We start from the raw sequence: 26,508 nt of genomic DNA, 5'->3' as shown, positions 1-26,508 counted from the left end.
GCGATCAGGGGGTGATGACAATCTTGCCCGTCGATTTCCGCTCTTTCAGCAATTGCAGTCCAAGAGCCACCTGTTCAAGCGGCAGGATGTGACTGATATGCGGCTTGATCCGACCCTCTGCGTGCCAACGGAACAGGGTGTCGAAGCTGTTGTGCACCACTTCAGGGCGGAATCTCAGGTAACCACCGATGTAAAACCCGATCACGGTCAGATTCTTGACCAGAAGATGGTTGGCAGGGAATTGCGGAACCTCGCCCCCGGCAAAACCGATGGGCAACAAGCGGCCTTCGGGGTTCGTGGCGCGGAAGGCGGCTTTGAACACGTCACCGCCGATGGCATCATACACTACATCCGCGCCTCCCAGGGCTTTGACCCGCTCTCTGAGGTCCTCAGAGGCGTCTATCAGACGATCGGCTCCTGCAGCCTTGGCCACGGCCAGTTTATCCTGGCCGCGTGCCTGCGCGATGACGGTGGCACCCATGAGTTTTCCGATCTCAACAGCGGTCAGCCCAACGCCACCGGCAGCCCCTGTGACCAGTAGCGTTTCACCGGGTTGCAGTCTGGCCCGATGATCCAACGCCATGTGGCTGGTGCCATATGCAATCTGGATGGCGGCGGCCTCTTCAAAGCTGGTGCTGTCCGGCAGAAGAATCGCCCGATCGGCGTCGAACACGCCATATTCTGCCAGCCCACCTTGACCCGAATACACCGCGATGCGGTTACCGGGTTTCAATTGTGACACGCCTGCTCCGACGGCATCGACAACCCCCGCAATTTCCATGCCGAGGGTAAACGGAGCAGCGGGTGTATCCTGATAGCTGCCCTTTTGCATCAGCAAATCGGCGAAGTTCAAACCACATGCCTTGATTGCAACGCGCACCTGACCTGTGCCTGGTTCTGGCACCTCAAGGCTGCATAGTTGGGCAGCCGCCCCGTCAGATTGAATGCGATAGGCCCGCATAATTGTCCTCGTCTTTTTGGCCATAGGCACGAGCGTGATAACAAAAGTCAATTGCTTTGAGGAAACGGTGTTGAAGAGGAAAATCAGGGGGCTTTGGGGGAACAACTCAAATGGGCGCGGTAGGCTCAATTCAATACAACCACAGCCCTTCCTGAGGGGACTCGACTCAACCGTCTTGAAAAAAATTCAAAAACCGGCATTATAAGCGCCTAGTGCTGTGCGGGGGAGGCGGCACAATCCGAATTAGGGGGAAGTTAAGGGGAAACCTCTAAGTCTGCGATATCGGACGTCGCGAACTCCCGCGTAGATGTTTGTGTAGTATAGGAGAATACCAATGACTCATCACGTCGATGTCCATGTGGGCAAGCGCGTTCGGCATCGCCGCTGGCTGATTGGCATGACCCAGCAGCAGTTGGCGCAACAAGTTGGTATCAAGTTTCAGCAAATCCAGAAATATGAGACCGGGGCCAACCGAATCAGCGCATCTCGCCTGTGGGACATTGCCGAGGCATTGGACGTGCCGGTCAGCTTTTTCTTCGAAGGTTTGGAAGAAGCCGAAAAAAGCGATGCGGACAAAAAATCTGTTCCTGCCGATCTGATGGGCGACAAGGAAGCTTTGGATCTGGTGCGCTCATACTATGCGATTCCAGAAAACCAGCGCCGCCGCTTGTTTGAGCTAGCTCGCGTTCTCAGCGAAGTCGCCTGATAGACTTGACTTTGGGGGGCATTGCTCGCACCTGTGGGCTATGCAACCGACGACGTTCAGTGACCTAGAAATTGCCGAAGAAATGGCCGAAGCGGCACGCGCGGCTATTCTTCCTTTTTTTCGTCAAGCAGATCTGGAAACCGCGAACAAGCTGGCCGATGGGTTTGATCCCGTCACGGTGGCTGACCGTGCGGCTGAACAGGCGATGCGTGAGGTTCTGGCCCGTCAACGCCCGGATGACAGCATTCTGGGCGAAGAGTTCGGCGAACACAAAGGCACCAGTGGTCGAACCTGGGTTCTGGACCCTATCGATGGCACCCGTGGATTTATCAGCGGTACGCCAACCTGGGGTGTTCTGATCGCGCTAAGCGATCAGGATGGACCGTTCATGGGGGTGATCGATCAACCCTATATCGGAGAGCGTTTTGTGGGATCCTCATCTGGGGCTCAACTGACTGGTCCGCACGGGACCACCGCTTTGCAGACACGCAAGACGAAGACGCTGGAACAAGCGACCCTGTTCACAACCTTTCCCGAAGTCGGCACCCCGGAAGACAGGGCAGGGTTTCAGGCCGTGTCCGAGCAGGTGAAACTGACGCGCTATGGAATGGATTGCTACGCTTACGCGCTTCTTGCGGCAGGCCAGGCGGATCTGGTGATCGAGGCGGGCCTGAATTCTTATGATATTCAGGCACCTATTGCCGTTATTCAGGCAGCGGGCGGTATTGTGACCGATTGGCAGGGTGGTCCGGCCTATGAAGGGGGTCGTGCCCTGGCCGCTTCAAACGCGGACCTACACGCCGCGGCCCTTCAGGTATTGCGTCATTTCTGAATTCTGTTGCCGGGCGGGCCAATGACGATTAAACCGGATTTAGCCGGTTCTTGAGCCCGTTTTCCGCCGGCACACGCACTCCTTGCATGAAACGGGCAGATGCAGGAGCGCGATATGACAGAAATCCTACTCAAGAATGCCGATCTGATCCTGACGATGGATGATACCCGGCAAGAGATGCCCGGGGCTGACATTCTGATCTGCGACGGGCAAATCGCCGAAATTGGTCGCGGGTTGCAGACACAGGGCGACATTCACGACGCGACGGGGTGTCTGATTACACCCGGTCTGGTGAACACCCATCACCACCTTTACCAAACCCTGACCCGTGCTGTACCGGGCGGGCAGGATGCGTTGTTGTTCGGGTGGCTGCAAACGCTTTACCCGATCTGGGCAAGGTTTGGACCGGACGAGATGTTCACTTCGGCCCAGATTGGACTGGCCGAGCTGGCGCTGTCGGGCTGTTCGCTCAGTTCCGATCACCTTTACCTTTACCCCAATGGCGCGCGGCTGGAGGATACGATTGCTGCCGCGTCGGAGCTGGGGATGCGGTTCCAGCCGACGCGTGGCGCGATGAGCATTGGTGAAAGTGACGGTGGTCTGCCGCCGGACAGTCTGGTGGAAGACGAAGCCGCCATTCTGAACGACATGATCCGTGTCGTTGATGCGTTTCATGACCCGTCGGAAGGGTCGATGTGCCGCGTCGGCCTCGCCCCGTGTTCGCCGTTCTCTGTAAGCCGAGACCTGATGCGCGATGCAGCCTTGCTGGCGCGGGACAAAGGCGTGATGCTGCACACTCATTTGGCCGAGAATGACGAAGATATCGCCTATTCGCAGGCACAATTCGGCTGTCGCCCTGGTCAGTATGCCGAAGATTTGGGCTGGACCGGCGCTGATGTCTGGCACGCCCATTGCGTCAAGCTGGACGGGGCCGAGATCGACCTGTTTTCGCGAACCAAAACAGGCGTGGCCCACTGTCCCTGCTCAAATTGTCGTCTCGGATCGGGCATCGCGCCAGTACGGGCGATGCGGGATGCAGGCGTCAAGGTTGGCCTTGGCGCGGATGGATCGGCCAGCAATGACAATGGCAACCTGATGCTGGAGGCCCGGCAGGCGATGCTGTTGCAACGGGTAGCCAATGGCGCAGATGCCATGTCAGCCCGCGAAGCGTTGGAGATTGCGACGCGCGGCGGAGCCGACGTATTGGGACGTCCTGATTGTGGGCGACTCATGCCAGGCAAACGCGCTGATATTGCGGTATGGGATATGCGCAGCATCGAAAGCGCAGGTAGTTGGGATCCGGCGGCTCTGCTTCTGGCGGGGCCGATGACCGTGAAACATCTGTTCGTCGAAGGTCGTCATATCGTGCGCGATGGGCAGATCGCAACGATTGATCTGCCCCGCGTGATCGAGCGTCAGAATGCGCTTGCTCTGGCGTTGCAGGCTTAAACTGCCTGCTGCCCGCCGATCCAAACCTCTGCCACGGCCCGATCATCACCCATCATGATGGTCGGGAAGATCGCCTCCCAAACATCCTCTGCATGGGCCTCGCGCTGGGCGATGGCCGGGGTCGAGGCGAGGTCGAGCACAACCAGATCCGCCTCCATTCCTGGGGCGACATTGCCAATGCAGTCATCCATCCGCAGGCTCCGCGCGGACCCTACTGTACCCAGCCAAAGCAATTGCGCCGAGTGCAGCGGGCGACCACGCAACTGGCCGATCTCATAGGCGGCAGCCATGGTACGTAGCATCGAGAAACTGGACCCGCCGCCTGTATCGGTGGCCAGACCGATACGGTGGCCATCATGGATCAGCCCGTTCATGTCGAACAGGCCCGACCCGATGAAGGTGTTGGAAGTGGGACAGTGGATCAACGACGCATCGACCTCACGCAGCCGATCCCGCTCCCGGTCTTCCAGATGGATGACGTGCCCATACAGGGCATTCTGACCCAGCAGGCCGAACTTCTCGTACGTGTCCAGATAATCCCGCGCATCCGGGAACAGCGACTGGACCCATTCGATTTCATCTGTTTGCTCGCTCAGATGAGTTTGCATCAGGCAGTGCGGATGTTCGGCCCATAGAGCGCCCATCGCCTCAAGTTGCTCGGGAGTTGAGGTGGGGGAAAACCGTGGGGTGATGGCATAGGACAGTCGGTCGACACGGTGCCACTTTTCCAGAAGAGTTGCCGATTGATCATAGGCGGTTTGAGCCGTGTCGCGCAGACCTTCAGGCGCATTGCGATCCATGCAGGTCTTACCTGCCACTACCCGTTGTCCGCGTTGTTGCGCTGCTGTAAAGAACGCGTCCACGCTTTCGGGATGGATCGTGCAAAAGCTGCACATGGTTGTGGTGCCATGTGCGGCAGTCAGGTCCAGATAGCGATTGGCAATTTCGGTCGCATAGCCGAGATCGCCGAACTTCATCTCTTCCGGGAAGGTGTAAGTGTTCAGCCAGTCGATCAGCCGTTTACCCCAGCTGGCGATCATCGCCGTTTGCGGGTAATGCACGTGCGGGTCCACAAACCCTGCCATGATCAGGTGCTTGCCGTGATCCTTGGTGATTGCATCAGGATGAGCCTGCGCCAACGCATCGGCGGTGCCGACATCTGCAATGCGCCCGTTTTCGATGACAACCGCTTCGTCCAGCCGGGTGGCCTCGGTCGGCTCTCCGTCAAAGGGTGAGGCCGTGAAACTCAGAACGCGCCCTTTCAAAAGCGTCTTTTGCGCCATTGTCCCTATTCTCCACCTGTTTGGAACCGCGCATCAGCATAGGCAGACGAAAGAAGTGGGTAAATCGGTGCATTGTCATTGTTTTCCGGTAGCTGCTTCTTCTATTTAGAAGTCAATCGCCGAATTAAGGGGGCCGCGCATGACGACAGGCAGTGACGAAGCCGGATACGATCAGCCCCGGGACGAAGACGCCTATGCGCTGGATCCCAAGGCAGTGGCGGGGATCCTCTATGCGGTGGATATCGATGATCGCGACAAGCTGATTGAGCTGATGGAGCCGCTGCACGCGGCCGACATCGCTGACCTTCTGGAACAGATCAATCCGTTTGACCGGGCCCGCCTGATCCGACTGTATGACAAGGAATTTGATGGCGACATCCTGTCTGAACTGGATGAGTCGGTCCGCGAAGAGGTGATCTCGGTCCTAAAGCCGGACGTTCTGGCCGAAGCCGTGCGCGAGATGGAAAGCGACGACGTCGTTGACCTGCTGGAAGACCTTGAGGAACCTCAGCAGGAAACCATTCTGGATGCGCTGGAGGATTCCGAACGGGTTGCAGCCGAACAGGCGCTGTCTTACCCTGAGAACTCGGCCGGTCGTCTCATGCAGCGCGAGGTCGTCATGTCGCCCGAGCATTGGACGGTCGGGCAAGCCATTGACTTCATGCGCGCAAATGATGACCTGCCCGAGCAGTTCTATCACGTGGTGCTGGTCGATCCACGCCTGAAGCCGGTGGCGCAGGTGACATTGGGCAAGTTGATGGCGACGCGGCGCGAGGTGCCGCTGCACGACCTGGCGGAAGAGGAGTTTCACATCATCCCCGTCGATCAGGACGAGGAAGACGTGGCCTATGCCTTTAACCAGTACCACCTGATCTCGTCCCCGGTGGTGGACGAGGATGGGCGTCTGGTTGGCGTTATCACCATCGACGACGCGATGGTGGTTCTGGATGAAGAGCACGAAGAAGACATTCTGCGTCTTGCCGGTGTCAGTAACGAAAGCTCTTTGTCCGACAGCGTGGCGGCAACAAGTCGGCGGCGATTGCCGTGGCTGGCGGTGAATCTGTGTACGGCGATCTGTGCCTCGCTGGTGATTTCACAGTTTGAGGCGGCGATTGATCAGTTGGTCGCATTGGCCATCCTGATGCCGATTGTGGCCTCGATGGGCGGCAATGCGGGCACGCAATCGCTGACGGTAGCCGTGCGCGCACTGGCGACGCGCGACCTGACCAATGCAAACGTGATGCGGGTGATCCGACGCGAGTTGCTGGTCGGTATGCTCAACGGGCTGTGTTTCGCCATCGTATTGGGAACCGTGGGGATGTTGTGGTTCGATTCTCCGCTCTTGGGTGTCGTGATCGGGTCCGCCTTGGTCGTGAACATGATCATCGCAGGGTTCGCGGGTACGGTAGTACCGGTCGTGCTGGACCGTTTGGGCGTTGACCCGGCGCTGGCGTCTGGAACCTTTGTAACAACCACAACGGATGTCATGGGGTTCTTCATCTTTCTTGGGCTTGCCAGCGTGGTGCTACTGTGACCGATCTGACCGAAATCAAAGCCGCAGCCCGCAAAGCGGCCTTTGTACGCCGCAAGGCTGCATTTGATACGCGTTTACCAGGAGCTGCAGGACGTTTGTCCGAGGTTTTGGCAGGCCATCGCGGCGTGCCAATGTCAGGCTATATGCCGATCCGGACCGAGATCGACCCGCTGCCCGCGATGGCCGAGGCATCGGCTTATGGGTTGGTGGGGGTGCCGGTCATTCAGGCCGCCGGTCGCCCTTTGAAATTCTCTCGCTGGACACCCGAAGGGGCGCTGAAAGATGGTCCGTTCGGAGCCAAAGTACCCGAGGTGGATGACTATTTCGATCCCGAGATTCTGATCGTGCCGCTGGTCGCGTTTGATGCAAAAGGTGGTCGACTGGGTTATGGTGGCGGGTTCTATGACCGCACTCTGGAAGGTCTGCGCGCCAAACGTCCGACACTTGCCATTGGCTTTGCCTTTGACGCGCAGGAGGCAGAGGGGCTGCCGCTGGAGCCAACCGACCAACAGCTGGATATGGTCATCACGGAAAGCCGGGTACTGACCTTCTAGCTGTTACTGCTCGAAGTGGCTGCGCAAGTAATCCCAGGCATCAACTTCGGTGCCGTCTTTCAAAATGCAGACGCCAAAAACGCTGCCATCTTCGTTTTTCCGAAGTTGGTAAGTCCCGTCGTTTTCGATGCAAAATGTTGCCGCCGGATTGGGCATGGATGTTTTGGTGCCTTCCGCCCCCGCAGCCGAAGCGGTCAAAAGGCAGGCGGTCAGAAAAATTAGAGCTCTCACAAAGAATTCCTTCTGTATTCAAACGCTATTTCAAAACATTGCCGCGCTTGAATGTTAATTCAACCCTCAACTCTGCGGCAAATTTCATGCTTCCGCCTTGTTATTGCCCTGCACAGCCCCTACGACCCGGATCATGAGGATTTTATTTCTTGGTGATGTCATGGGGCGCGCGGGCCGCGCAGCCGTTCAGCAGCATTTGCCACGTCTTCGCGACGAATGGCAGCTGGATTTTGTTGTGGTCAACGGTGAAAACGCGTCGAACGGAATGGGGCTGAGCGGTGATCACGCCAAGCTGCTTCTGGATGCCGGTGCGGATTGTCTGACGCTGGGTGATCATGCCTTCGACCAGAAGGATATGTTGCAATACATCGAGAAAGAACAGCGTATCGTGCGTCCGGTGAACTTTGCCAAAGGGGCACCGGGGCGGGGTCATCGGCTGTTCAACGCGCCGGGCGGGCGCAAGGTTCTGGTGGTGCAGGTGCTGGGGCAGGTCTTCATGAAACGGCCGTTTGACGATCCGTTCTCGGCCATTGAACCGATCCTGAAGTCGCATCCTCGCGGGGGGCAGGCGCAGGCCATCATCGTGGACATGCATTGCGAGGCGACGTCCGAGAAGATGGCGATGGGCCATTATTGCGATAAACGTTCCAGCCTCGTGGTGGGAACACATACCCATGTGCCGACTGCGGATTCTCAAATTTTGCCCGGTGGTACAGCGTATCTGACGGATGCGGGCATGTGCGGAGATTACGACTCGGTCATCGGCATGGACAAGCAGGAACCGATGCGCCGCTTCATCACCGGAATGCCCAAGGCGCGGTTCACCCCTGCCAATGGCGAGGCCACGTTGAGCGGCGTGTTCGTGGAAACCAATGATCGCGACGGTCAGGCTAAATCTGTGCGTATGGTGCGCGTCGGGGGGCGTCTTGAACAGGCTGGGCCTGATTAATCAACGTCAGGCTTGCTCTGCTGCGCGCAATGCGTGAAACTGCATGTCATCAGGCGCTTGGGCCCGGGTTCGGACAGAATACCACGAATGAATTTCCTTTCACTGACAGACACAGGCAGCGCAATTCTGGCGCTGCTCATCGTTGCGGGCATGTTCGTCATGTTCCTGCGCGAGGTTTATCCGACCGAGGTCGTGGCCATTGGTGGCGTCTCGCTGATGCTTGTCACAGGCATCCTGCCCTATCAAAGCGCGTTGGCGGTTCTGTCCAACCCTGCGCCCTGGACGATTGGCGCGATGTTCATCATCATGGGGGCTTTGGTGCGAACGGGGGCGTTGGACTCATTCACCTCGACTGCGCAGAAACAGGCTCAGGTCAACCCGCGTTTCGCCATCGGGTTGCTTATGGCGTTTGTCGTGCTGGCTTCGGCGGTGGTGTCGAATACACCTGTTGTTGTGGTGATGATCCCGGTCTTTGTTCAGATCGCCCGCACGCTGAACGTACCTGCGTCGAAACTGTTGATTCCGCTGAGCTATGCCGCCATTCTGGGCGGCACGCTGACGCTGATCGGCACGTCGACCAACCTGCTCGTTGATGGTGTCGCTCGCGCTCAGGGGATGAAAGCCTTCACGATTTTCGAAGTCACGCCACTGGGGATCGCGCTGGTGATCTACGGCATGATCTATTTGCGGTTCATTGCGCCCAAGCTGTTGCCCGAGCGGGACAGCATGGCGTCACTGCTCAGCGATCGGTCCAAGATGAAGTTCTTCACCGAAGCTGTCATTCCGCCGGATAGTAACCTGATCGGGCGCGAAGTAACCGGGGTACAGTTGTTCAAACGCCCTGGTGTGCGTCTGATCGATGTCATTCGGGGGGACGAGTCGCTGCGGCGTAACCTGAAAGGCGTCGAACTGAAAGTTGGCGATCGGGTGGTTTTACGCACCGAGATGACCGAACTGCTGAGCCTTCAGCGCAACAGAGAGCTCAAACGCGTGGATCAGGTGTCCGCCGTTGAAACCAAGACAGTTGAGGTGCTGATCACGCCCGGATGCCGTTTGGTGGGTCGGACCCTTGGAATGATGCGGCTTCGGCGTCGTTATGGCGTCTACGTGTTGGCAGTGCACCGCCGTAACCAGAACATCGGTCGCCAGTTGGATGATTTGGTGGTCAGGGTTGGGGATACTCTGCTTCTGGAAGGCGCCCCGGCGGACATTAAACGGCTTGCAGCCGAAATGGATATGGTAGATGTCACCCAGCCGTCCGCGCGCGCCTTCCGTCGCAGCCACGCGCCAATTGCAATTGGCGCGCTTGTCGGGATCGTCGCTCTTGCCGCGCTGGGCGTCGCGCCGATCCTGCTGTTGTCGATTGTGGCCGTCGCTGTGGTTCTTCTGACCCGCTGCATTGATGCTGATGAAGCGTTTTCCTTTGTTGAAGGTCGGCTGCTGGCGCTGATCTTTGCGATGCTGGCTATAGGTGCGGCGCTGAACAGTTCCGGCGCGGTCTCTCTGATCGTCGAGGCCATAGCGCCGGGGCTCAGTACTTTGCCGCCATTCCTGATTATCTGGGCGATTTACTTGCTGACCTCGGTGCTGACCGAATTGGTTTCCAACAACGCGGTCGCGGTTGTCGTCACCCCGATTGCCATTGGTTTGGCGCAGGCTGTAGGGATTGATCCACGCCCGCTGGTGGTCGCGGTTATGGTGGCGGCATCGGCATCCTTTGCAACACCGATCGGATACCAGACCAACATGATGGTCTACGGTCCCGGTGGCTACAGGTTCACTGACTTCATGAAAGTGGGCGTTCCGCTTAACCTGACGGTCGGACTGCTGGCGTCCCTGCTTATCCCGTTGATCTGGCCGCTATAATATCGGCGCAGATTTGCCACTTTGTCGGAGGCAGACTTGTAAATGGCGGACAATATACAATCTTTTGTGAATAAAACTTGCAAAGGGGATTAGCCATGCTGACGATAGGACGTTCTACATTTGCAGGCGCAGCGTTTGCGACCCTCATAAGCAATGTCGCGATTGCAGGCACCGTTGCAGGGAACGCAACCTACCGAGAGCGTATTGCGGTCCCGCCCGACGCAACTCTTTTTGTCGAACTTCAGGATATCTCACTGGCTGATGCTCCGGCTGTGACACTTGCTGCGCAGAGATACGCGCTGACCGGGGTGCCAGCGCAATTTGAACTGACCTATGATGATGCGTTGATTAAGGACGGGTATAGATACGCGGTGCGCGCTTCGGTCATGCAGGGGCAAAAACTGCTGTTCACGACTGATACTAATTACCCGGTTCTTACCAATGGCGCAGAGAATACCGCCGACCTGTTGATGGTACAGGTTCAGCATCAGGATGCTGCTATGCTGGAAAACACGGAATGGGTCGCCTCAGGTCTGAACGGCGCGCCTATTGAGACTGAAAAACGTCCCGAGCTTGCTTTCGGGCAAAGCGGTACGTTTTCGGGAAGCGGCGGTTGTAATCGGTTTAGTGGCCAGGCAGAGATTTCTGCTAATCGGATCGAATTCCCGGACAACATGGCTGCGACACTCATGGCGTGTCCACCCCCGATGGATGAGGTCGAACGGCAGTTTCTGAAAGCGATGCAAAGCGTCACGACGTTCGCAATGCAAGGCAACGCACTGGCCCTTTTGGATGCGGACGGAGAGCCGGTGATTAAGCTGACCCGTAAGTAACGCGATGGGGCCGTCAGGCGACGGCCCTTGACCGCCCTGCGTTGCGCCCCGAAAAGATGCAACCGCCCAGAAACGTACCCTCCAGCGCGTTGTAGCCGTGATAGCCGCCACCGCCGAACCCGGCGACTTCGCCTGCTGCGAACAGGCCGGACACCACCTGCCCATCCGCTCCGATCATCTGGCTGTCCATATTGGTCTGAAGCCCGCCCAACGTCTTGCGTGTCAGGACGTGTAGCTTGACCGCGATCAGCGGACCGTTGGCCGGGTCGAGGAACTTGTGTGGCTTGGCGGTGCGGATCAGCTTGTCGCCGCGGTAGTTTCTTGCCGCCAGGATCGCCATCATCTGCGCGTCTTTTGAGAATGGATTGTCGACCTGAGAATCTCGTGCTTCGATCTGCGCGCGCAGGTGCGCTTCGTCAATCAGACCGCCGCCCAGATGGTTCATCCCGTTGACCAGTTCGGTCAACGTGTTGGCCACGACGAAATCCTCGCCATGTTCCTTGAACGCTTCGACCGGGGCGGTTGCCTTGGACCCCGACAGGACGCGCTGACGGATCACCTCTTTCCAACTGCCCGAGGTGAAATCGGGGTTCTGTTCAGACCCGGACAGGGCGAATTCCTTCTTGATGACCTTCTGGGTCAGAACAAACCAGCTATACTCATACCCTGTCTTCAGAATTTCGCGCAGCGTGCCCAGCGTATCGAACCCCGGCAGGCAAGGTGGTGCAAGACGATTGCCTTTGGCGTCAAACCACATTGAGCTGGGGCCGGGCAGAATGCGAATGCCGTGGTCGGGCCAGATCGGATTCCAGTTGCGCACGCCTTCGGTGTAATGCCACATGCGGTCGCCATTGATGACATGGCCGCCCGCTTTTTCGCTGATCCCGATCATGCGGCCATCGACGTGAAAGGGTACCCCTGCCACCATCTCCTGCGGCGGTTCCCCCAAACGATCCTTGGGCCAGTTCTGCCGCACCATTTCAAAGTTACCACCGATACCGCCAGAGGTGACGATGATCGAGGGCGCATATACCTCGAACTCGCCCACTTCGTCGCGGTTGGTCTTGCCGCCGCGCTGGGCAGTGTCATCGGCCAGCACTTCACCGGACACGCCTTTGGCGGCGCCATTTTGCATGATGATATGGCTGACCTGATGGCGGAATTTCATCTGGATCAACCCGGCGCTGGCATGCTCTTTTACACGACGGATAAAATGCTCCAGCACGCCGGGTCCTGTGCCCCACGTTATGTGAAAACGGGGAACCGAGTTTCCGTGCCCGTTCGCATAGGAACCACCACGCTCGGCCCAACCCACCACCGGAAACCAGCGCAGGCCCATCTCGTGCAGCCATGGGCGCATCTCGCCTGCGGCAAACTCGACATAACTCTCGGCCCATTTGCGAGGCCAGGCGTCTTCCGTGCGGTCAAACTGCGCGCTGCCCATCCAGTCAAGTAGGGCAAGATCTTGGCTGTCCTTGATGCCCATCCGGCGTTGTTCCGGCGTGTCGACCATGAACAGTCCACCAAGGCTCCAGAATGCCTGACCACCCAGAAAGCTCTCGGCCTCTTGATCGACAATGATCACCCTTTTTCCTCGATCCCCCAGCTCAGCCGCGGCTGCCAATCCCGCCAAGCCCGCGCCGACGACAATCGCATCTGCTGTATTATTGGTCATGAACTGTCCTTTCAGCGTCTGCGAAACCAAACGAGGAACGGTAGCACGACCGCATACATCGTGATCCCGTAGACTGCGGACGGCAAGGCCAGAGGGCTAAACCCGCTCTCTGTGCCCGTGATAAGTGCCGCCAGCGTAATACCCAGTGTCGAGTTCTGGATGCCTGTGTCAATTGAGATGCTTTTACACTCGGCCCATGACAGATTTGCAGCACGTGCGATCCCCAGCCCGATGAGCAAAAGGGCAACGTTAAGTGAGATCAGGCCTGCACCCATAATGCCCAAGTTATCAACGAAAATCTGCCAGTTTCCGGCCAGGGCGGCCACGACGATCACAACAAACAAAGCAGTTGCTAACTTTGAAAGTCCGCCGTCGATACGGTTTGCAAACCCGGTTGCAAATCTGCGAACCCCGATGCCGATTGCCACAGGAAGGGTGGTGATCAGGAACATGGCAACGGCCAGACCGCTGATCGAAACGTCCGGGGCATTTTCCCCCATAAAATAGGTGATGGACCATGCCGCCAGAAAGGGCACTGTCAGGATAGACAGAATGCTGATCACCGCAGTCAGGCTAACGGAAAGCGCCACGTCACCCTTTGCCAGTTTGGTCAGAATGTTACTGGTCACACCGCCCGGGCAAAAGCTGAGCAGCATAAAGCCCACCGCTATTTCAGGGGGCAGGTCAAACAGAGTGACAGTAACAAAAGCAGCAATAGGTAGAAGCACCACCTGACAGATCGCACCAATTGCAAACGGGTATCTACGGTTCAACACGCGCCGGAAATCCGCGATCTCTAGCCCGATGCCAAGGGATAGCATGATAATGGCCAGCGAGATCGGCAGGCCGACATTGATTAGAAAATCCAAGAACAACTCCTCCCAAAGTCGTTTCGGATCAGCCTATGCGAGCATGAAAGCCGCAGGCAACCGCGCCGTTAGGTCACTTGTAACGTTCGACGAACCGGCGCAGGATTTCGCCGGGTTGGGTGACGTCAGCGGCGTTGCAGATATCGATCAAACGTTGGGCGTCTTCGGGCGGGAAATAACCGTGATGTTTGTAGATGTTGATGCGCTGCTCAAAGTCCTTCGCATCCGCTTCGGGGTGAAACTGTGTGGCATAGACGTTCTGGCCAAAGCGGATCATCTGAAAGGGGCAGGGGGCTGAGCAGACAAGATGCACGCAGCCCTCCGGCAAAGTCTGGACGGCCTCTTTGTGGCCGACGAAGGCGTCGAATTCGGGGGCCAGCCCAGTGGTCAGCGGGTCTGACACGCCGTCTGCCGTCAGGCGGCAGGCTGACGGGCCGACCGGTTCGCCGTAACGGGTTTTGCTCACGTCGCCACCTAAGTGTGCAGCCAGAACGCCTAAACCATAGCAGCAGCCCATGAAGGGATGATCTTGCGCCGTGATCTGCGGCATGAGTCCCATGACCGCATCTTCGATCTTTGCGTCCAAGTCGGATTTTGTTGCGGGGTCATCGCTGACACAACCGGGACCTCCGCCAACGATGACGCCCGCATAGTCCGTTACGTCCAAGTTGTCAGGCAAATCCTCACAATCCAGCCGGATACGGTGGGTCTGCTCGGGCGTAAGGCGGGTCTTGTCCAGAATCGAGGCGTATTCGGCGTCGGACGCATCCGTTTCCGGACGCAGTTGCAGGATCAAAAAGCGTTTCATGTGCCGCCTTTACCTGTCACAACGGCCAAAAGACAAGGATGGCGGGGATGGAAACCGCTATGATCAACACCTCAAGTGGCAAACCCATGCGCCAGTAATCTCCGAACCGATAGCCACCAGGTCCCAGAACCAGCGTATTGTTCTTGTGCCCGATAGGCGTGAGGAACGCGGCCGAGGCCGCAACGGCAACCGTCATCAGGAACGGATCGGGCGAAACCTCGAGCGTGCGGGCCATTTGTATCCCAACCGGTGCAGCGACAATGGCAGTGGCTGTGTTATTCAGGACATCAGACAATGTCATGGTCACGACCATCAATACGGTCAGGATGGCCCAGGCGGGAAGGCCATCGGTCAGTTGGATCAGCGCATTCGCGATCAGTTCAGTCCCACCCGAGGTCTCCAATGCACTGCCCAGCGGGATCATGGAACCCAAGAGGACAACCACCGGCCATTCGATGTGGTTATAGATGTCGGCGATCGGCATGATCTTAGTCAGCACATAGGCAATGACAACTAACCCCAGGGCAACAGGCAAGTAGATCAACCCGACACTGGCCGCCAAAACGGCGGCAGCAAACAGGCCGATGGCCAGCCACGCCTTATCATTTGCAGTGACGTTCAGCCCGCGCCCGGCAAGGGGCAGGCAGCCCAGCCACTCCGTTACATCCGCAGCGCGGTCGCGGGGGCAGAGCAGTAACAGGATATCACCGGGCTCAACCTCAGTCTTACGGACCTGTTGGGTGATCTGCCGACCTTGGCGCGATATGCCCATCAGGACGGTGCTCTGCCGCCATGCCAGCCCAAGACCCTGTGCAGTGCGGCCAGTGATGCGGGCACTTTCCGGCACAACCACTTCGATCACTTCCAGCCCGTCACCCTCAGCCGTCAGAAGTTCCTGCCGCCGTGTGTCTGAGAAATCCAGATTAAGCGCGGCACGGAATTCATCCAGCGCCTCGGGCCGGGCTTCCAGAACCAATGCGTCGCCTTCTTTCAGTGTGGTATGGGCAGAGCGGCCATAGCGCCGCTTGCCGTCGCGGATGAGGCCAATAATGGCCACGTCGGATTTTTCGGCGGCCTCATAAAGCTCGCTGACCCGTTTGCCGATATGCGCGGATTCGGGAGGAACTGTCAGCTCGGCGATGTATTCTGCCAGCGCTTCAGACGTCTCGGTTTGCGGCCCGCGATTTGGGATCAGACGCCAGCCCACCAGGGCGACAAAAGCAAGACCGGCGATCGCGGCCAGCCCACCGACCGGGGCAAAATCGAACATGTGAAACGGCTCGCCCAGCGTCTCGGCCCGGATCGAGGCGATAATGATGTTCGGAGGAGTGCCGATCAATGTCGCCATCCCCCCCAGAATGGTGGCAAAGCTCAGCGGCATCAGGGTCAGACCCACAGATCGCCCCGCTTTGCGTGCGGTCTGAATGTCGACGGGCATCAGCAGGGCTAATGCTGCCACGTTGTTCATGAAGGCCGACAGCACTGCGCCGATCCCGCCCATCAGGGCGATATGCGCGCCCAATCCACGTGAGGCATCGACCAAGGTGCGGGTGATCAAGAATACTGCCCCCGACCGAACCAGACCGGCAGAGACGACCAGAACCAGCGCCACGATGATGGTGGCCGGATGACCGAACCCGGCGAAGGCATCGTTCACCGGCACGACGCCCAGCACAACGCCGATCATCAGTGCCGCAAAGGCCACAAGGTCGTATCGAAACCGACCCCAAAGCAGCATTCCGAAGACCGTGATGAAAAGTGAAAAAAGAATGATCTGATCTGTCGTCATGCCGTCACCATACAAGTCAGTGATGTCGTCGCAAGCCGCTCTCTTGATCCTGCCCCCCGCAAACGTCTATATGAGCGCCGAACACGAAATCACGAATGACGAGGACGCAACATGGCAGGCCACTCCAAATGGGCCAACATCCAGCACCGCAAGGGACGTCAGGACGCCGCGCGGTCCAAACTGTTTTCCAAACTGTCGAAAGAGATCACCGTGGCTGCCAAGATGGGCGACCCCGATCCCGACAAGAACCCGCGCCTGCGCCTGGCCGTGAAAGAGGCCAAGTCGAATTCTGTCCCAAAGGACGTGATCGACCGGGCCATCAAGAAGTCGCAGGCGGGCGACGGCGACGATTACGAAGAAATCCGCTATGAGGGCTACGGCCCCAACGGCGTGGCCGTGATTGTTGAAACAATGACCGACAACCGCAACCGCACCGCGTCGACCGTACGTTCGACCTTTTCCAAGAACGGTGGCAATCTGGGTGAGACGGGCTCGGTTGGGTTCATGTTCGAACGCAAGGGCGAAGTTCTCTATCCGGCGACTGCGGGCGATGCGGACACCATTTTCGAAGCGGCCATCGAAGCAGGCGCCGAAGATGTCGAAAGCTCAGAGGATGGTCACATCATCTGGTGCGCGGATACGGATCTGAACGACGTTTCGAACGCTCTGGAAACTGCTTTGGGTGAAACGGAGTCCACCAAACTGGTCTGGAAGCCCACCACCACGACCGAGCTGGGTCTGGAAGACATGCAAAAGCTGATGAAGCTGGTTGATGCGCTGGAAGACGATGATGACGTGCAGCGCGTCACGACGAACTTCGAGGCCACTGACGAAGTGATGGCTCAGCTCTGAAAAAGCAAAATTTGCAATTGCGAAACCCGGCCAATCTGGCCGGGTTTTTTAGTTTCAGGACAATTCGTATGGGTTATTGGCTGAAACCCTAGATGCGCTTAGGCTGGGTGGGTGTTGAACTATGGAAAGACGCGACCCCAAGATCCATGACGTCCAAGAAACCTGATACTGCCAAACGCAATGTGCCGGTTCTGACCGGGCAGAGTATTGTGTCTCAGGTTGCGTGGACCTTGGGCAGCCCTTCGGTGGTATTGCCGTTTCTGGCCGTGTCCTTCGAACTGCCGATGTTCGTGGCAGGCGCGCTGGTTTCGGTGCGGATGGTCGGCAGCATGATTTCCGATTTTTTTCTGGCGCAACCTGTCGCGGCAAAATCGCAGAAAAAGCGCGCCATTGCTCTGACCGAAGCTGTTATCGGCGTCTGTCTGGTACTGGCGATGGCCGCAGCTGCGACCGGGGTCGTTCCGTTGATTGCGGTGATCTTCGTTTCGGTCTTTTTTGTGATTGGTCTGGTGGACGAGGTTCAGAACCTGATGTTCACTGATCTGCTGGGCGATCATGTCCATTCACGATCACGCATGGCGATGCAGTACCTGCAACTCGGAGGCGGTGGGCTATGCGCCATCGGCCTTGCCTTGCTTGTGCATCAGATTACCAAGGAAAACCCGCCGTTTTCGCGCCATTCCACAATGATCGGCGTGTCAGTTGCGTTTTTTATGCTCTCGGGGCTTTTGATGCTGGCGATGACCGAGAATGCGCGCTCTGTCGAACCAGTAAAGAGGGCTGAAACCAAGCCAAGATTGTCGTTTAAGGCCAATGTTCAGGGTATTCTGAACATGTTCGATTACCCCTGGTTTCGGCGTTACATGGCTATGCGTATGCCTTTGGTGGCAGTCTCGCTCTCTGTACCGTTCTTCGCCCTGATCGCGGCAGAGGCGCATCACAGTTCGGCAAAAGGTCTGACCGCGGTGATCGTGTCTTCTGCTTCAGGTTATCTTGTTTCAGGGCCTTTATGGCAATTTGTGAACATGAGGTCCCATCGCGCTGTCATGATGGTTGGAACCCTGATGGTGGCCGCCACCGGAAGCGTCCTTTTGGCGTTCCACTATTTGGGCATAGATCACGATGTGCATCTGCATGCCATCGCTCTGTTTGTTGTCACCGTGGCGGTGACGGGGATCAGCAGTTCGCGCAAACTGTATTTTCTGGACATCGCGCCCAAGGATCTCCGCGTGCAGGGGTCAGCTGCGGTCAAATCAATTGCCCGTTTGTCAGCGGTGCTTCTCTCGGCGGCATTGGCCGCAGTTGCCCATATGCATGAGGTCGCATTGGCGGTCGCCTTCATTGTCGCCGTCAGCCTGGCGTCCTGCGTAACATGCTATCTAATGATGCGGCCAGTCCGGAAAGACGCATCCCAGCCGCAGGAGTAAAGCGCGTGTTCTCAGAAGAACGACGAGATCTCGTCCAGCGGTTTCTTCAGCTTTGCCACTGCAGGCACTGTCGCGGTTTCCGAAGAATGCCCAACTGCGATGATCATCGTCGGTTTTTCTGATGCGGGCCGGTCCAGCGCGTCGTTCAGAAACCGCATCGGATTCGGGGTATGGGTCAAAGTGCTGAGCCCCGCGTGGTGCAGTGCAGCCAGCAGAAAGCCGGTGGCAATGTTCACGCTTTCCGGCACGTAGTAATTCTTATATCGCGTCCCATCGTCGAACTGTCCCCAGCGCTGGGCGAAAACCACGATCAGCCAGGGGGCGATGGTCAGGTGCTCTTTGACTGCATTGGTGCCGATGGGCTCAAGCGCTTTGATCCATTCATCACCTGCGCCGCCCGCATAGAACCTGCGTTCTTCTTCCTCGGCTTCTTCGCGGATGCGCTGCTTTAGGTCAGGGGCCGAGATCGCGGCAAAGTGCCAAGGTTGATGATTGGCGCCAGAAGGCGCGGTGCCTGCCGTGCGCAAACACATTTCGATCACGGTGCTGTCGACGGGGCGGGGGCTGAAATCCCGCACCGTATGGCGCTGGCGCATCTTGTCGTAAAAGGCCTGTGCCGCGTCTAGCATGTCTGCATCGCTGATCTCGCACCGGTCTGGCAATGGAATTGGATCATAGCTGAGAGCATCGCGTGAGAACATCGGTTCCTCCGAAATTGGGGTGTGCGATCAGTTCGCGCTTGGGGGCAGCAGGACCTGCTTTGCGGCACGTTGAACCGCATTTGTAAGTGGTTTGAGGGCAGGCGCAAGTACGCGCCCAACCTGCCAGCTGAGGGAAATGTCCAGCGGAGCATTTGCAGCGATGGGACGCAACAGCCCCTGATCCAAGGCGTCTTGGGCAAGGGCCGCAGGGTTCATGCCCCATCCGAGCCCGGCAATCGCCGCATCCACGAATCCGTGCGAGGACGGCAGGAAATGAAACGGGGGCGACAGGTGAGGGGCGATATATTGGGACAGCCACGCCTTTTGCAGACCATCCTTTTGGTTGAAGACAAGGCAGGGTGCTTTGCCGAGCGTGCCCTCGGTCACGCCGTCCTTGAACCACGTGTCGATGAAGGCCGGACTGGCTGTGGGTAAGTATCGCAGGACACCCAGCGCTGTCACGTTACACCCCGTAACGGGGTGCCCGCCAACGGTGACAGCGGCGCTGACCTCACCTCGTTTCAGCCAGTCTGCCGAATGATCCTGATCGTCGATGACGAGATCGAACAGCATATTGGGCACTTGCGCCATTGCATCGACAAACCACGTGGCCAGTACATCGGCGGGCACAGCAATGCGAACACGCGCCGATCCCGGATCCGTTTCCAATGCCAATTCGCGGGCCAGTTGCGCCTCAAGCAGTCCGACATCCTCAGCATAGCGGGCAATGCGCAGCCCTGCCGGCGTTCCGGTGCATGGCGTACCCCGATGGATCAGTGATGCCCCAATCCGGTCCTCCAGTGCCTTTATCCGTTGGGAGATGGCTGAAGGCGTCACAGCCAATTCCGCCGCTGCTGCGTCAAAACTGCCATGACGTAGAATGGCTGACAAAGCAGACAGGTGGTGAGGGTCCAGAAACATTAGTGGAACTTAATTGAGGGTAACATCTTTAATTTGATAGATCGTGCCATGGGGCTTAGTCAACGTTGGGAATTCGCAGGAGGTCCCATGCCCACATCCATGATCGCCGGTTTCGCACTGGGTTTTAGCCTGATCCTCGCGATCGGGGCGCAAAACGCCTTTATTCTGCGGCAGGGGTTGCGGCGAGAGCATGTTTTCATTCTGTGCCTGACCTGCGCGGTATCTGATGCTTTGCTGATTGGTGCGGGCGTGGCTGGATTTGGCACTCTGGCGCAGGCGATACCATGGTTCGAAACTGTGATGCGCTATGGCGGAGCCGCATTCCTGACTTGGTATGGGCTGCGCAGCCTGCAGTCGGCTTGGCAGGGCGGCGCGGTGATGGAGATCGGCAATGGCCAGCGCACCAGCCTGAAAGCCGCGCTTCTTACGGTGCTCGCGTTCACTTGGCTGAACCCGCATGTCTATTTGGACACTGTAGTCCTGATCGGTTCAATCTCGGCGCAGTATGACGACCGTCTTGGGTTCGCTCTGGGTGCGATGTTCTCCAGCTTTGTGTTCTTTTTTTCGCTTGGGTATGGCGCGGGCATTTTGTCGCCCGTTTTTACACGACCACGGGCGTGGCAGGTGCTGGATGTGGGGATTGGCGTTGTCATGCTGGGTATCGCACTGAAACTTGTTATCATGTGAAGGGTTGTCCCGGGTCTGGTTTCAGTGTTCAACCTATGGCATGACCTCACACACCGCTTCGTCACGTCCCCTAGCAGGCATGTTCTGGATGTTTTCCGCCGGGCTGTCCTTTGTTGTGATGACGGCATTGGTGAAGTCCCTGGGCACGACCATGAACCCGATCCAGGCCGCGTTCCTGCGATACGTTCTGGGGCTGGTGTTCTTACTCCCGGCTTTGCGGTCGATCATGGCAACCAAACTGACACCCCGGTTGTTGACCCTGTTCGGAGTGCGTGGGGTCGTTCATGCGGTTGCGGTAATGCTGTGGTTCTTTGCCATGACCCAGATCCCGTTGGCTGAAGTCACGGCCATGAACTACATGACGCCGGTTTACGTGACTTTGGGGGCAGCCCTGTTTCTGGGTGAAAAACTGGCCTTTCGGCGGATAGCCGCAATTCTGTTAGCTTTGGTCGGGGTACTGATCATCCTGCGGCCAGGATTTCGAGAAGTGTCAGCAGGCCATTTGGCTATGCTGGGGACGGCCCTGACACTGGGTGGCTCTTATCTGTTGGCCAAACTGCTGGTGCGGGATGTGTCACCTTCGGTCGTCGTGGCGCATCTGTCGATTTGGGTGACGCTTGCGCTGATCCCATTTGCTGTGGCCGTTTGGACTCAACCCAGCTTGCGTGATCTCGGGGTTCTGTTTCTGGTGGCCTGTTTTGCGACCGCCGGGCACTATCTCATGACCCTCGCCTTGCAGGCCGCGCCGGTGGCGGTCACGCAGCCGATCACGTTTCTTCAACTGATCTGGGCCACATTGCTGGGCGCTGTTGTGTTCCACGAAAGCGTCGATGTTTGGGTCGTTGCCGGTGGCACATTGATCCTGTGTGCCGTCAGCTTCATCTCATGGCGCGAAGCAGTCCTGAACCGTCGAGACTTGACGCCTCCGAGTATTGCACCGAAGCTGTGAGGTTGGCACGCTTCGGATTTTCATTAATTGACGAGTCAATAAAAACCCCTTAGCTTGGCATCGTGATGCTTGCTCAGGGGGAAGTGATGCCGAAAGTCGGAATGGAACCAATTCGCCGGGATGCGATTGTCCGTGCGACGATTGCAGAATTGGGCGTGCAGAAATCCCTTGATGTGACTGTCAGCCAGATTGCGAAGCGCGCGGGCATGTCCAGTGCACTGGCGCATCACTATTTCGGTGGCAAGGATCAGATATTTTTGGCTGCCATGCGTCAGATCCTTTCGGATTTTGGTGATGAAGCGCGGGCCAAACTGAAGGCGTCTGCTCCGGAAGGTCGGGCACAGGCGATCATTGAGGCGTGTTTTGCCCCCTCGTGTTTCACACCCGACGTGATCGCTGCATGGATGACCTTCTATGTTCTGGCGCAAACCAATGAGGATGCACTGCGTTTGTGGCAGATCTATCAGGCACGCATCCGTTCAAACCTGATATACGCTTTGCGCTCCAAGATGCAGGATCCCGTTGAAGCCGCCGAAAACATGATCGCCCTTATTGACGGGTTGTATATCCGCGCGGCTCTCAGCGCGCCGGAAGAACCACAACTGGCCGTGACACACGCGATACGCGTGCTCAACACTCTGCTCGAGGCTGAAAAGTGACTAAACCAAACATTCTTATCCTGATGGTGGATCAGCTCAACGGGACCCTCTTCCCCGACGGTCCCGCTGATTGGCTTCATGCCCCGAACCTGAAGAAGCTAGCGGAGCGGTCGACCCGGTTTGCCAATGCTTACACGGCGTCGCCACTCTGCGCGCCGGGGCGGGCCAGCTTCATGTCCGGTCAATTGCCTTCGCGCACCGGCGTCTATGACAACGCAGCCGAGTTTCGCAGCGACATCCCCACCTACGCACACCATCTGCGCCGTGCCGGGTATTATACCTGCCTGTCAGGCAAGATGCATTTCGTAGGCCCCGATCAGATGCACGGATTCGAGGACCGCCTGACCACTGATATCTATCCGGCTGATTTCGGCTGGACCCCGGATTATCGCAAACCGGGCGAGCGGATCGACTGGTGGTATCACAACATGGGGTCTGTCACCGGTGCTGGCGTTGCCGAGATTTCCAACCAGATGGAATACGACGACGAGGTTGCCTATCACGCCAAGGCCAAGCTCTATGATCTGGCGCGCGGCAAGGGTGATCGCCCATGGTGTGTGACCGTCAGTTTCACCCATCCGCATGATCCTTACGTCGCCCGTCGCAAATACTGGGATCTGTACGAGGATTGCGAGCATCTGCAGCCCGAGGTCGCTGATATCGGCTACGACAATCAGGACCCGCACGCCCAACGTATCTTCGACGCCAATGACTGGCGCAGTTTTGACATTACCGAAGAGGATATCCGCAAATCCCGTCGCGCCTATTTTGCCAATATCTCTTATCTGGACGACAAGATCGGCGAAATCCTAGAAGTGTTGGAAACGACCCGGCAAGAGGCGATCATTCTGTTTGTCTCGGATCACGGCGACATGCTGGGCGAACGCGGCTTGTGGTTCAAAATGAACTTCTACGAAGGCTCGGCGCGCGTGCCGCTGATGATTTCGTCCCCGGATCTGCCTGCTGGGCGGATCGATACACCGGTTTCGACCATCGACGTAACTCCAACCCTTGGGGCATTGGCAGGTGTAGACATGGATGAAATCGCGCCTTGGACGGATGGTGAAAACCTCGTGCCGCTAGCGAAAGGCGTCGAACGTACCGCGCCAGTAGCCATGGAGTACGCGGCCGAGGCGTCTTACGCGCCGCTGGTTTCGCTGCGCTATGGCAAGTGGAAATACAACCGCTGCGCGTTGGACCCTGATCAGCTGTTTGATCTTGAGGCCGACCCGCACGAAATGACCAATCTGGCAGACAGCCCCGAACATGCGGGTACGCTGCAAACCTTGCGCGCAAAATCCGAAGCCCGCTGGGATTTGGATCGTTTCGACGCCGATGTCCGCGCCAGCCAGGCAAAACGCTGGGTCGTGTACGAAGCGCTACGGCAAGGCGGATATTACCCATGGGATTATCAGCCGCTGCAAAAAGCGTCTGAACGCTACATGCGCAATCATATGGATCTGAACATCGTAGAGGAAGACGCCCGGTTCCCGCGCGGCGAATAACCTCTTCAACTTTGTGAAAATACCCCCGCCGGAGGCGTTCAACCTTCTTGGCGGGGCAGGAGTTATGGAAATGGAAGCAGATTTTGTCATCGTTGGCGCAGGGTCCGCAGGCTGCGCAATGGCATATCGCCTAAGCGAAGCCGGGGCCTCGGTTCTGGTGATTGAACACGGTGGCACCGACGCAGGTCCGTTCATTCAGATGCCGGCGGCGCTCAGCTACCCCATGAACATGTCGCGCTATGATTGGGGCTATCAGTCCGAACCTGAGCCGCACCTGAAGAACCGTCGTCTGGCTTGTCCGCGCGGCAAGGTGATCGGCGGCTCGTCCTCAATCAATGGTATGGTCTACGTTCGCGGTCACGCGCGTGATTTTGACACATGGGCCGAGATGGGGGCAGATGGCTGGTCTTATGCGGATGTGCTGCCTTACTACAAGCGCATGGAAAGCTGGCACGACGGAGGTCACGGCGGTGATCCGACGTGGCGGGGTACTGATGGCCCGCTTCATGTCTCGCGTGGCCCTCGTGACAACCCTTTGTTCAAGGCGTTTGTCGATGCAGGCCAGCAAGCTGGTTACGAGGTGACAGGCGATTATAACGGTGAAAAGCAGGAAGGCTTTGGCCCGATGGAGCAGACCGTCTGGAAAGGACGGCGCTGGTCGGCGGCAAATGCCTATCTGAAACCCGCTCTCAAACGCGACAATTGCGATATCGTACGGGGCCTTGCGTCTCGGGTCGTGATGGAAAACGGTCGCGCCACCGGTGTCGAACTGATCCGCGGCGGTAAGAAAGAGGTGATCAAAGCCCGGCGCGAGGTGGTATTGGCGGCGTCGTCGATCAACTCGCCCAAGTTGCTGATGTTGTCCGGCATCGGCCCCGCCGCGCATCTGGCCGAGCATGGGATCGATGTTGTGGCGGATCGTCCGGGGGTTGGCACAAACCTGCAGGACCATCTGGAGCTTTACATCCAACAGGCCTCGCTGCAGCCAATCACGCTGTATAAACACTGGAACCTGGTCAGCAAGGGTTTGATCGGGGCGCAATGGCTGTTTACGAAAACCGGCTTGGGGGCATCGAACCAGTTCGAAAGCGCGGCTTTCATCCGGTCGAAACCGGGGGTCGAGTATCCGGACATTCAGTACCATTTCCTGCCCATCGCCGTGCGTTATGACGGGCAGGCGGCTGCAGAAGGGCACGGATTCCAGGCGCATGTTGGCCCGATGCGGTCCCCGTCGCGCGGGGCAGTTACGCTGCGATCGGCAAAAGCCACGGATGCGCCGGTGATCAGGTTCAACTACATGAGCCATGAACAGGATTGGGAAGATTTCCGCACCTGTATACGTCTGACCCGCGAAATCTTTGACCAGGACGCGTTCAAACCCTATGCAGGCAAGGAAATCCAGCCGGGTTCTGCTGTGCAAACGGATGAAGAGCTGAACGCCTTTATCTCGGAACATGCCGAAAGCGCCTATCACCCTTGCGGCACCTGCCGAATGGGGCGTGCGGATGACAAAAACGCAGTGGTCGATCCCGAAGGCCGTGTCATCGGTGTGGATGGGCTGCGCGTTGCAGACAGTTCGATCTTTCCTCAGATCACCAACGGCAACCTCAACGCGCCGTCAATCATGGTGGGCGAGAAAGTGTCGGATTCCCTGTTGGGCAAGGACCCGCTGCCCAAAGCCAATGATCGGCCTTGGATTCACCCGAACTGGGCATCTGCGCAGCGTTAACCTTTTGACGTGCCTCCGGTTGAATATGCGTGATTTCAAGCGCATATCGGGGGCATGTTAAGGATTTGTTTAGCTTTTGTTCTTCTTTTGCCGTGTGTGACGCTGGCTGCAGAACGACTTACAGGTCGGGTTCATGTGATTGATGCCGATACCTGGGATGTGGGCGGCGTCCGGGTTCGATTGTATGGTATCGATGCCCCTGAGTTGGACCAAACCTGTCAGGATGCCAAAGGCTCACACTGGCCGTGCGGTGCCTGGGTTACGCAGGAGGTTCGGCAGCAGTTTCAGGGGAAAACAGCGTCCTGCATACCGTTAGATCGAGATCGCTATGATCGTATCGTCGCAAATTGCACGGTTGGAGCTCAGGATGCGGCGGATCAACTCGTGCGGCAGGGAATGGCCTTTGCTTATCGCAAGTATTCCTCTAACTATGCGGGTGCTGAAAAGAACGCAAAGGCGCGACGTGTCGGACTGCATCAGCAGAAGGTTAAGGTGCCTTGGGTGCATCGGACGGCAGGAAAGTCCAGATCGTCCGAAGCGTGCCGGATCAAAGGGAACATCTCTGCCAAAGGCGACAGGATATATCACCGGCCGGGCCAGAACTTCTATACCAAAACCCGGATTGATACGTCCAAAGGCGAGCGTTGGTTCTGTTCCGCCGCTGAGGCACGCGCTGCGGGATGGCGCGCTTCGCGACGTTGAAATCTGCATGAAATTGATCCGCGTCAAAGCGAGTACA

Annotated in this window: 25 protein-coding genes; 16 read left to right on the top strand and 9 right to left on the bottom strand. The window is 57.7% G+C overall.

Going from position 1 to position 26,508, the window contains the following annotated elements; genetic code table 11:
* Positions 1–4: 4 nt before the first annotated feature.
* Positions 5–961 carry an NADPH:quinone oxidoreductase family protein gene (locus tag ALB80_RS05055; RefSeq protein ID WP_050603033.1) on the bottom strand — a complete coding sequence of 319 codons (957 nt, stop codon included), beginning with the start codon at positions 959–961 and terminating at the stop codon, positions 5–7.
* Between the two features lie 334 nt (positions 962–1,295).
* Between ALB80_RS05055 and ALB80_RS05050 the strand changes: the two genes are divergently transcribed.
* The 3 genes from ALB80_RS05050 to ALB80_RS05040 all read left to right on the top strand — a co-directional run bounded on the left by ALB80_RS05050 (position 1,296) and on the right by ALB80_RS05040 (position 3,948).
* Complete coding sequence (locus ALB80_RS05050; RefSeq protein WP_050602923.1) at positions 1,296–1,667, top strand: helix-turn-helix domain-containing protein; 372 nt, start codon at positions 1,296–1,298, stop codon at positions 1,665–1,667.
* A gap of 40 nt (positions 1,668–1,707) precedes the next feature.
* Entirely contained in the window at positions 1,708–2,499 is a 792-nt protein-coding gene (hisN, locus tag ALB80_RS05045; RefSeq protein ID WP_083445189.1) for a histidinol-phosphatase, read from the top strand.
* Positions 2,500–2,613: 114 nt separating this feature from the next.
* Entirely contained in the window at positions 2,614–3,948 is a 1,335-nt protein-coding gene (locus ALB80_RS05040; RefSeq protein WP_050603031.1) for an 8-oxoguanine deaminase, read from the top strand.
* On the opposite strand, the gene guaD is transcribed toward ALB80_RS05040, so the two are convergent.
* A complete protein-coding gene (guaD, locus tag ALB80_RS05035; protein ID WP_050602922.1) occupies positions 3,945–5,231 on the bottom strand; it encodes a guanine deaminase in 1,287 nt (428 codons plus the stop codon). The two genes, ALB80_RS05040 and guaD, sit on opposite strands and share 4 nt — an antisense overlap.
* 139 nt (positions 5,232–5,370) lie before the next feature.
* Here guaD and mgtE point away from each other — a divergent pair, with 139 nt between their 5' ends.
* Positions 5,371–6,765, top strand: a complete 1,395-nt coding sequence (mgtE, locus tag ALB80_RS05030; RefSeq protein ID WP_050602921.1) for a magnesium transporter — start codon at positions 5,371–5,373, stop codon at positions 6,763–6,765.
* Positions 6,762–7,319: a 5-formyltetrahydrofolate cyclo-ligase gene (locus ALB80_RS05025; protein ID WP_050602920.1), complete on the top strand. Its 558-nt coding sequence runs from the start codon at positions 6,762–6,764 to the stop codon at positions 7,317–7,319. Before mgtE ends, ALB80_RS05025 begins: the two co-directional genes overlap by 4 nt.
* Positions 7,320–7,322: 3 nt before the next feature.
* Here ALB80_RS05025 and ALB80_RS05020 read toward each other — a convergent pair whose 3' ends face one another.
* The gene (locus tag ALB80_RS05020) at positions 7,323–7,550 is read right to left on the bottom strand and encodes a DUF333 domain-containing protein (protein WP_157054141.1); all 228 of its coding nucleotides are present in this window, start codon (positions 7,548–7,550) and stop codon (positions 7,323–7,325) included.
* 133 nt (positions 7,551–7,683) lie between these two features.
* Here ALB80_RS05020 and ALB80_RS05015 point away from each other — a divergent pair, with 133 nt between their 5' ends.
* The 3 genes from ALB80_RS05015 to ALB80_RS05005 all read left to right on the top strand — a co-directional run bounded on the left by ALB80_RS05015 (position 7,684) and on the right by ALB80_RS05005 (position 11,198).
* Entirely contained in the window at positions 7,684–8,499 is an 816-nt protein-coding gene (locus ALB80_RS05015; RefSeq protein ID WP_050602918.1) for a TIGR00282 family metallophosphoesterase, read from the top strand.
* An 87-nt stretch (positions 8,500–8,586) separates the two neighbouring features.
* On the top strand, positions 8,587–10,365 hold the full coding sequence (locus tag ALB80_RS05010) for an SLC13 family permease (RefSeq protein ID WP_050602917.1): 1,779 nt from the start codon (positions 8,587–8,589) through the stop codon (positions 10,363–10,365).
* Positions 10,366–10,460: 95 nt separating this feature from the next.
* Positions 10,461–11,198, top strand: coding sequence for a YbaY family lipoprotein (locus ALB80_RS05005; RefSeq protein ID WP_050602916.1), 738 nt, complete (start codon positions 10,461–10,463; stop codon positions 11,196–11,198).
* 13 nt (positions 11,199–11,211) lie between these two features.
* On the opposite strand, the gene ALB80_RS05000 is transcribed toward ALB80_RS05005, so the two are convergent.
* The 4 genes from ALB80_RS05000 to ALB80_RS04985 form a co-directional block, all read right to left on the bottom strand.
* The gene (locus ALB80_RS05000) at positions 11,212–12,873 is read right to left on the bottom strand and encodes an FAD-binding dehydrogenase (protein WP_050602915.1); all 1,662 of its coding nucleotides are present in this window, start codon (positions 12,871–12,873) and stop codon (positions 11,212–11,214) included.
* 11 nt (positions 12,874–12,884) lie between these two features.
* Positions 12,885–13,742: a bile acid:sodium symporter family protein gene (locus ALB80_RS04995; RefSeq protein ID WP_050603030.1), complete on the bottom strand. Its 858-nt coding sequence runs from the start codon at positions 13,740–13,742 to the stop codon at positions 12,885–12,887.
* Positions 13,743–13,815: 73 nt separating this feature from the next.
* Positions 13,816–14,550, bottom strand: coding sequence for a glutamine amidotransferase (locus ALB80_RS04990; protein ID WP_050602914.1), 735 nt, complete (start codon positions 14,548–14,550; stop codon positions 13,816–13,818).
* Positions 14,551–14,566: 16 nt separating this feature from the next.
* On the bottom strand, positions 14,567–16,339 hold the full coding sequence (locus tag ALB80_RS04985) for an SLC13 family permease (RefSeq protein ID WP_050603029.1): 1,773 nt from the start codon (positions 16,337–16,339) through the stop codon (positions 14,567–14,569).
* A gap of 111 nt (positions 16,340–16,450) precedes the next feature.
* On the opposite strand from ALB80_RS04985, the gene ALB80_RS04980 reads away from it, so the two are divergent.
* Both ALB80_RS04980 and ALB80_RS04975 read left to right on the top strand, forming a co-directional pair.
* Positions 16,451–17,191 (top strand): YebC/PmpR family DNA-binding transcriptional regulator, encoded by a 741-nt coding sequence (locus ALB80_RS04980; RefSeq protein WP_050602913.1) that lies wholly within the window; start codon positions 16,451–16,453, stop codon positions 17,189–17,191.
* Between the two features lie 146 nt (positions 17,192–17,337).
* Positions 17,338–18,618 (top strand): hypothetical protein, encoded by a 1,281-nt coding sequence (locus tag ALB80_RS04975; RefSeq protein WP_050602912.1) that lies wholly within the window; start codon positions 17,338–17,340, stop codon positions 18,616–18,618.
* A gap of 11 nt (positions 18,619–18,629) precedes the next feature.
* Here ALB80_RS04975 and ALB80_RS04970 read toward each other — a convergent pair whose 3' ends face one another.
* Positions 18,630–19,319, bottom strand: a complete 690-nt coding sequence (locus tag ALB80_RS04970; RefSeq protein ID WP_050602911.1) for a nitroreductase family protein — start codon at positions 19,317–19,319, stop codon at positions 18,630–18,632.
* Between the two features lie 27 nt (positions 19,320–19,346).
* Positions 19,347–20,240 (bottom strand): LysR family transcriptional regulator ArgP, encoded by an 894-nt coding sequence (locus ALB80_RS04965; RefSeq protein WP_050602910.1) that lies wholly within the window; start codon positions 20,238–20,240, stop codon positions 19,347–19,349.
* A gap of 87 nt (positions 20,241–20,327) precedes the next feature.
* On the opposite strand from ALB80_RS04965, the gene ALB80_RS04960 reads away from it, so the two are divergent.
* The 6 genes from ALB80_RS04960 to ALB80_RS04935 all read left to right on the top strand — a co-directional run bounded on the left by ALB80_RS04960 (position 20,328) and on the right by ALB80_RS04935 (position 26,471).
* Positions 20,328–20,927, top strand: coding sequence for a LysE/ArgO family amino acid transporter (locus tag ALB80_RS04960; RefSeq protein ID WP_050602909.1), 600 nt, complete (start codon positions 20,328–20,330; stop codon positions 20,925–20,927).
* Positions 20,928–21,006: 79 nt separating this feature from the next.
* On the top strand, positions 21,007–21,876 hold the full coding sequence (locus tag ALB80_RS04955; RefSeq protein ID WP_371255949.1) for a DMT family transporter: 870 nt from the start codon (positions 21,007–21,009) through the stop codon (positions 21,874–21,876).
* An 86-nt stretch (positions 21,877–21,962) separates the two neighbouring features.
* On the top strand, positions 21,963–22,535 hold the full coding sequence (gene betI, locus ALB80_RS04950) for a transcriptional regulator BetI (RefSeq protein ID WP_050603028.1): 573 nt from the start codon (positions 21,963–21,965) through the stop codon (positions 22,533–22,535).
* On the top strand, positions 22,532–24,040 hold the full coding sequence (gene betC / locus ALB80_RS04945) for a choline-sulfatase (protein ID WP_050602907.1): 1,509 nt from the start codon (positions 22,532–22,534) through the stop codon (positions 24,038–24,040). The genes betI and betC overlap by 4 nt, the downstream gene beginning before the upstream one ends.
* A 70-nt stretch (positions 24,041–24,110) precedes the next feature.
* Positions 24,111–25,769 carry a choline dehydrogenase gene (gene betA, locus ALB80_RS04940; protein ID WP_050603027.1) on the top strand — a complete coding sequence of 553 codons (1,659 nt, stop codon included), beginning with the start codon at positions 24,111–24,113 and terminating at the stop codon, positions 25,767–25,769.
* Positions 25,770–25,904: 135 nt separating this feature from the next.
* A complete protein-coding gene (locus ALB80_RS04935; protein ID WP_371255948.1) occupies positions 25,905–26,471 on the top strand; it encodes a thermonuclease family protein in 567 nt (188 codons plus the stop codon).
* Positions 26,472–26,508 lie beyond the last annotated feature (37 nt).

The sequence above is a fragment of the Ruegeria sp. 6PALISEP08 genome (assembly GCF_001238295.1).
Lineage (GTDB): Bacteria > Pseudomonadota > Alphaproteobacteria > Rhodobacterales > Rhodobacteraceae > Ruegeria.
Note: the sequence above shows the minus strand (reverse complement) of the source record. Positions and strands in the feature narration are given on the sequence as shown.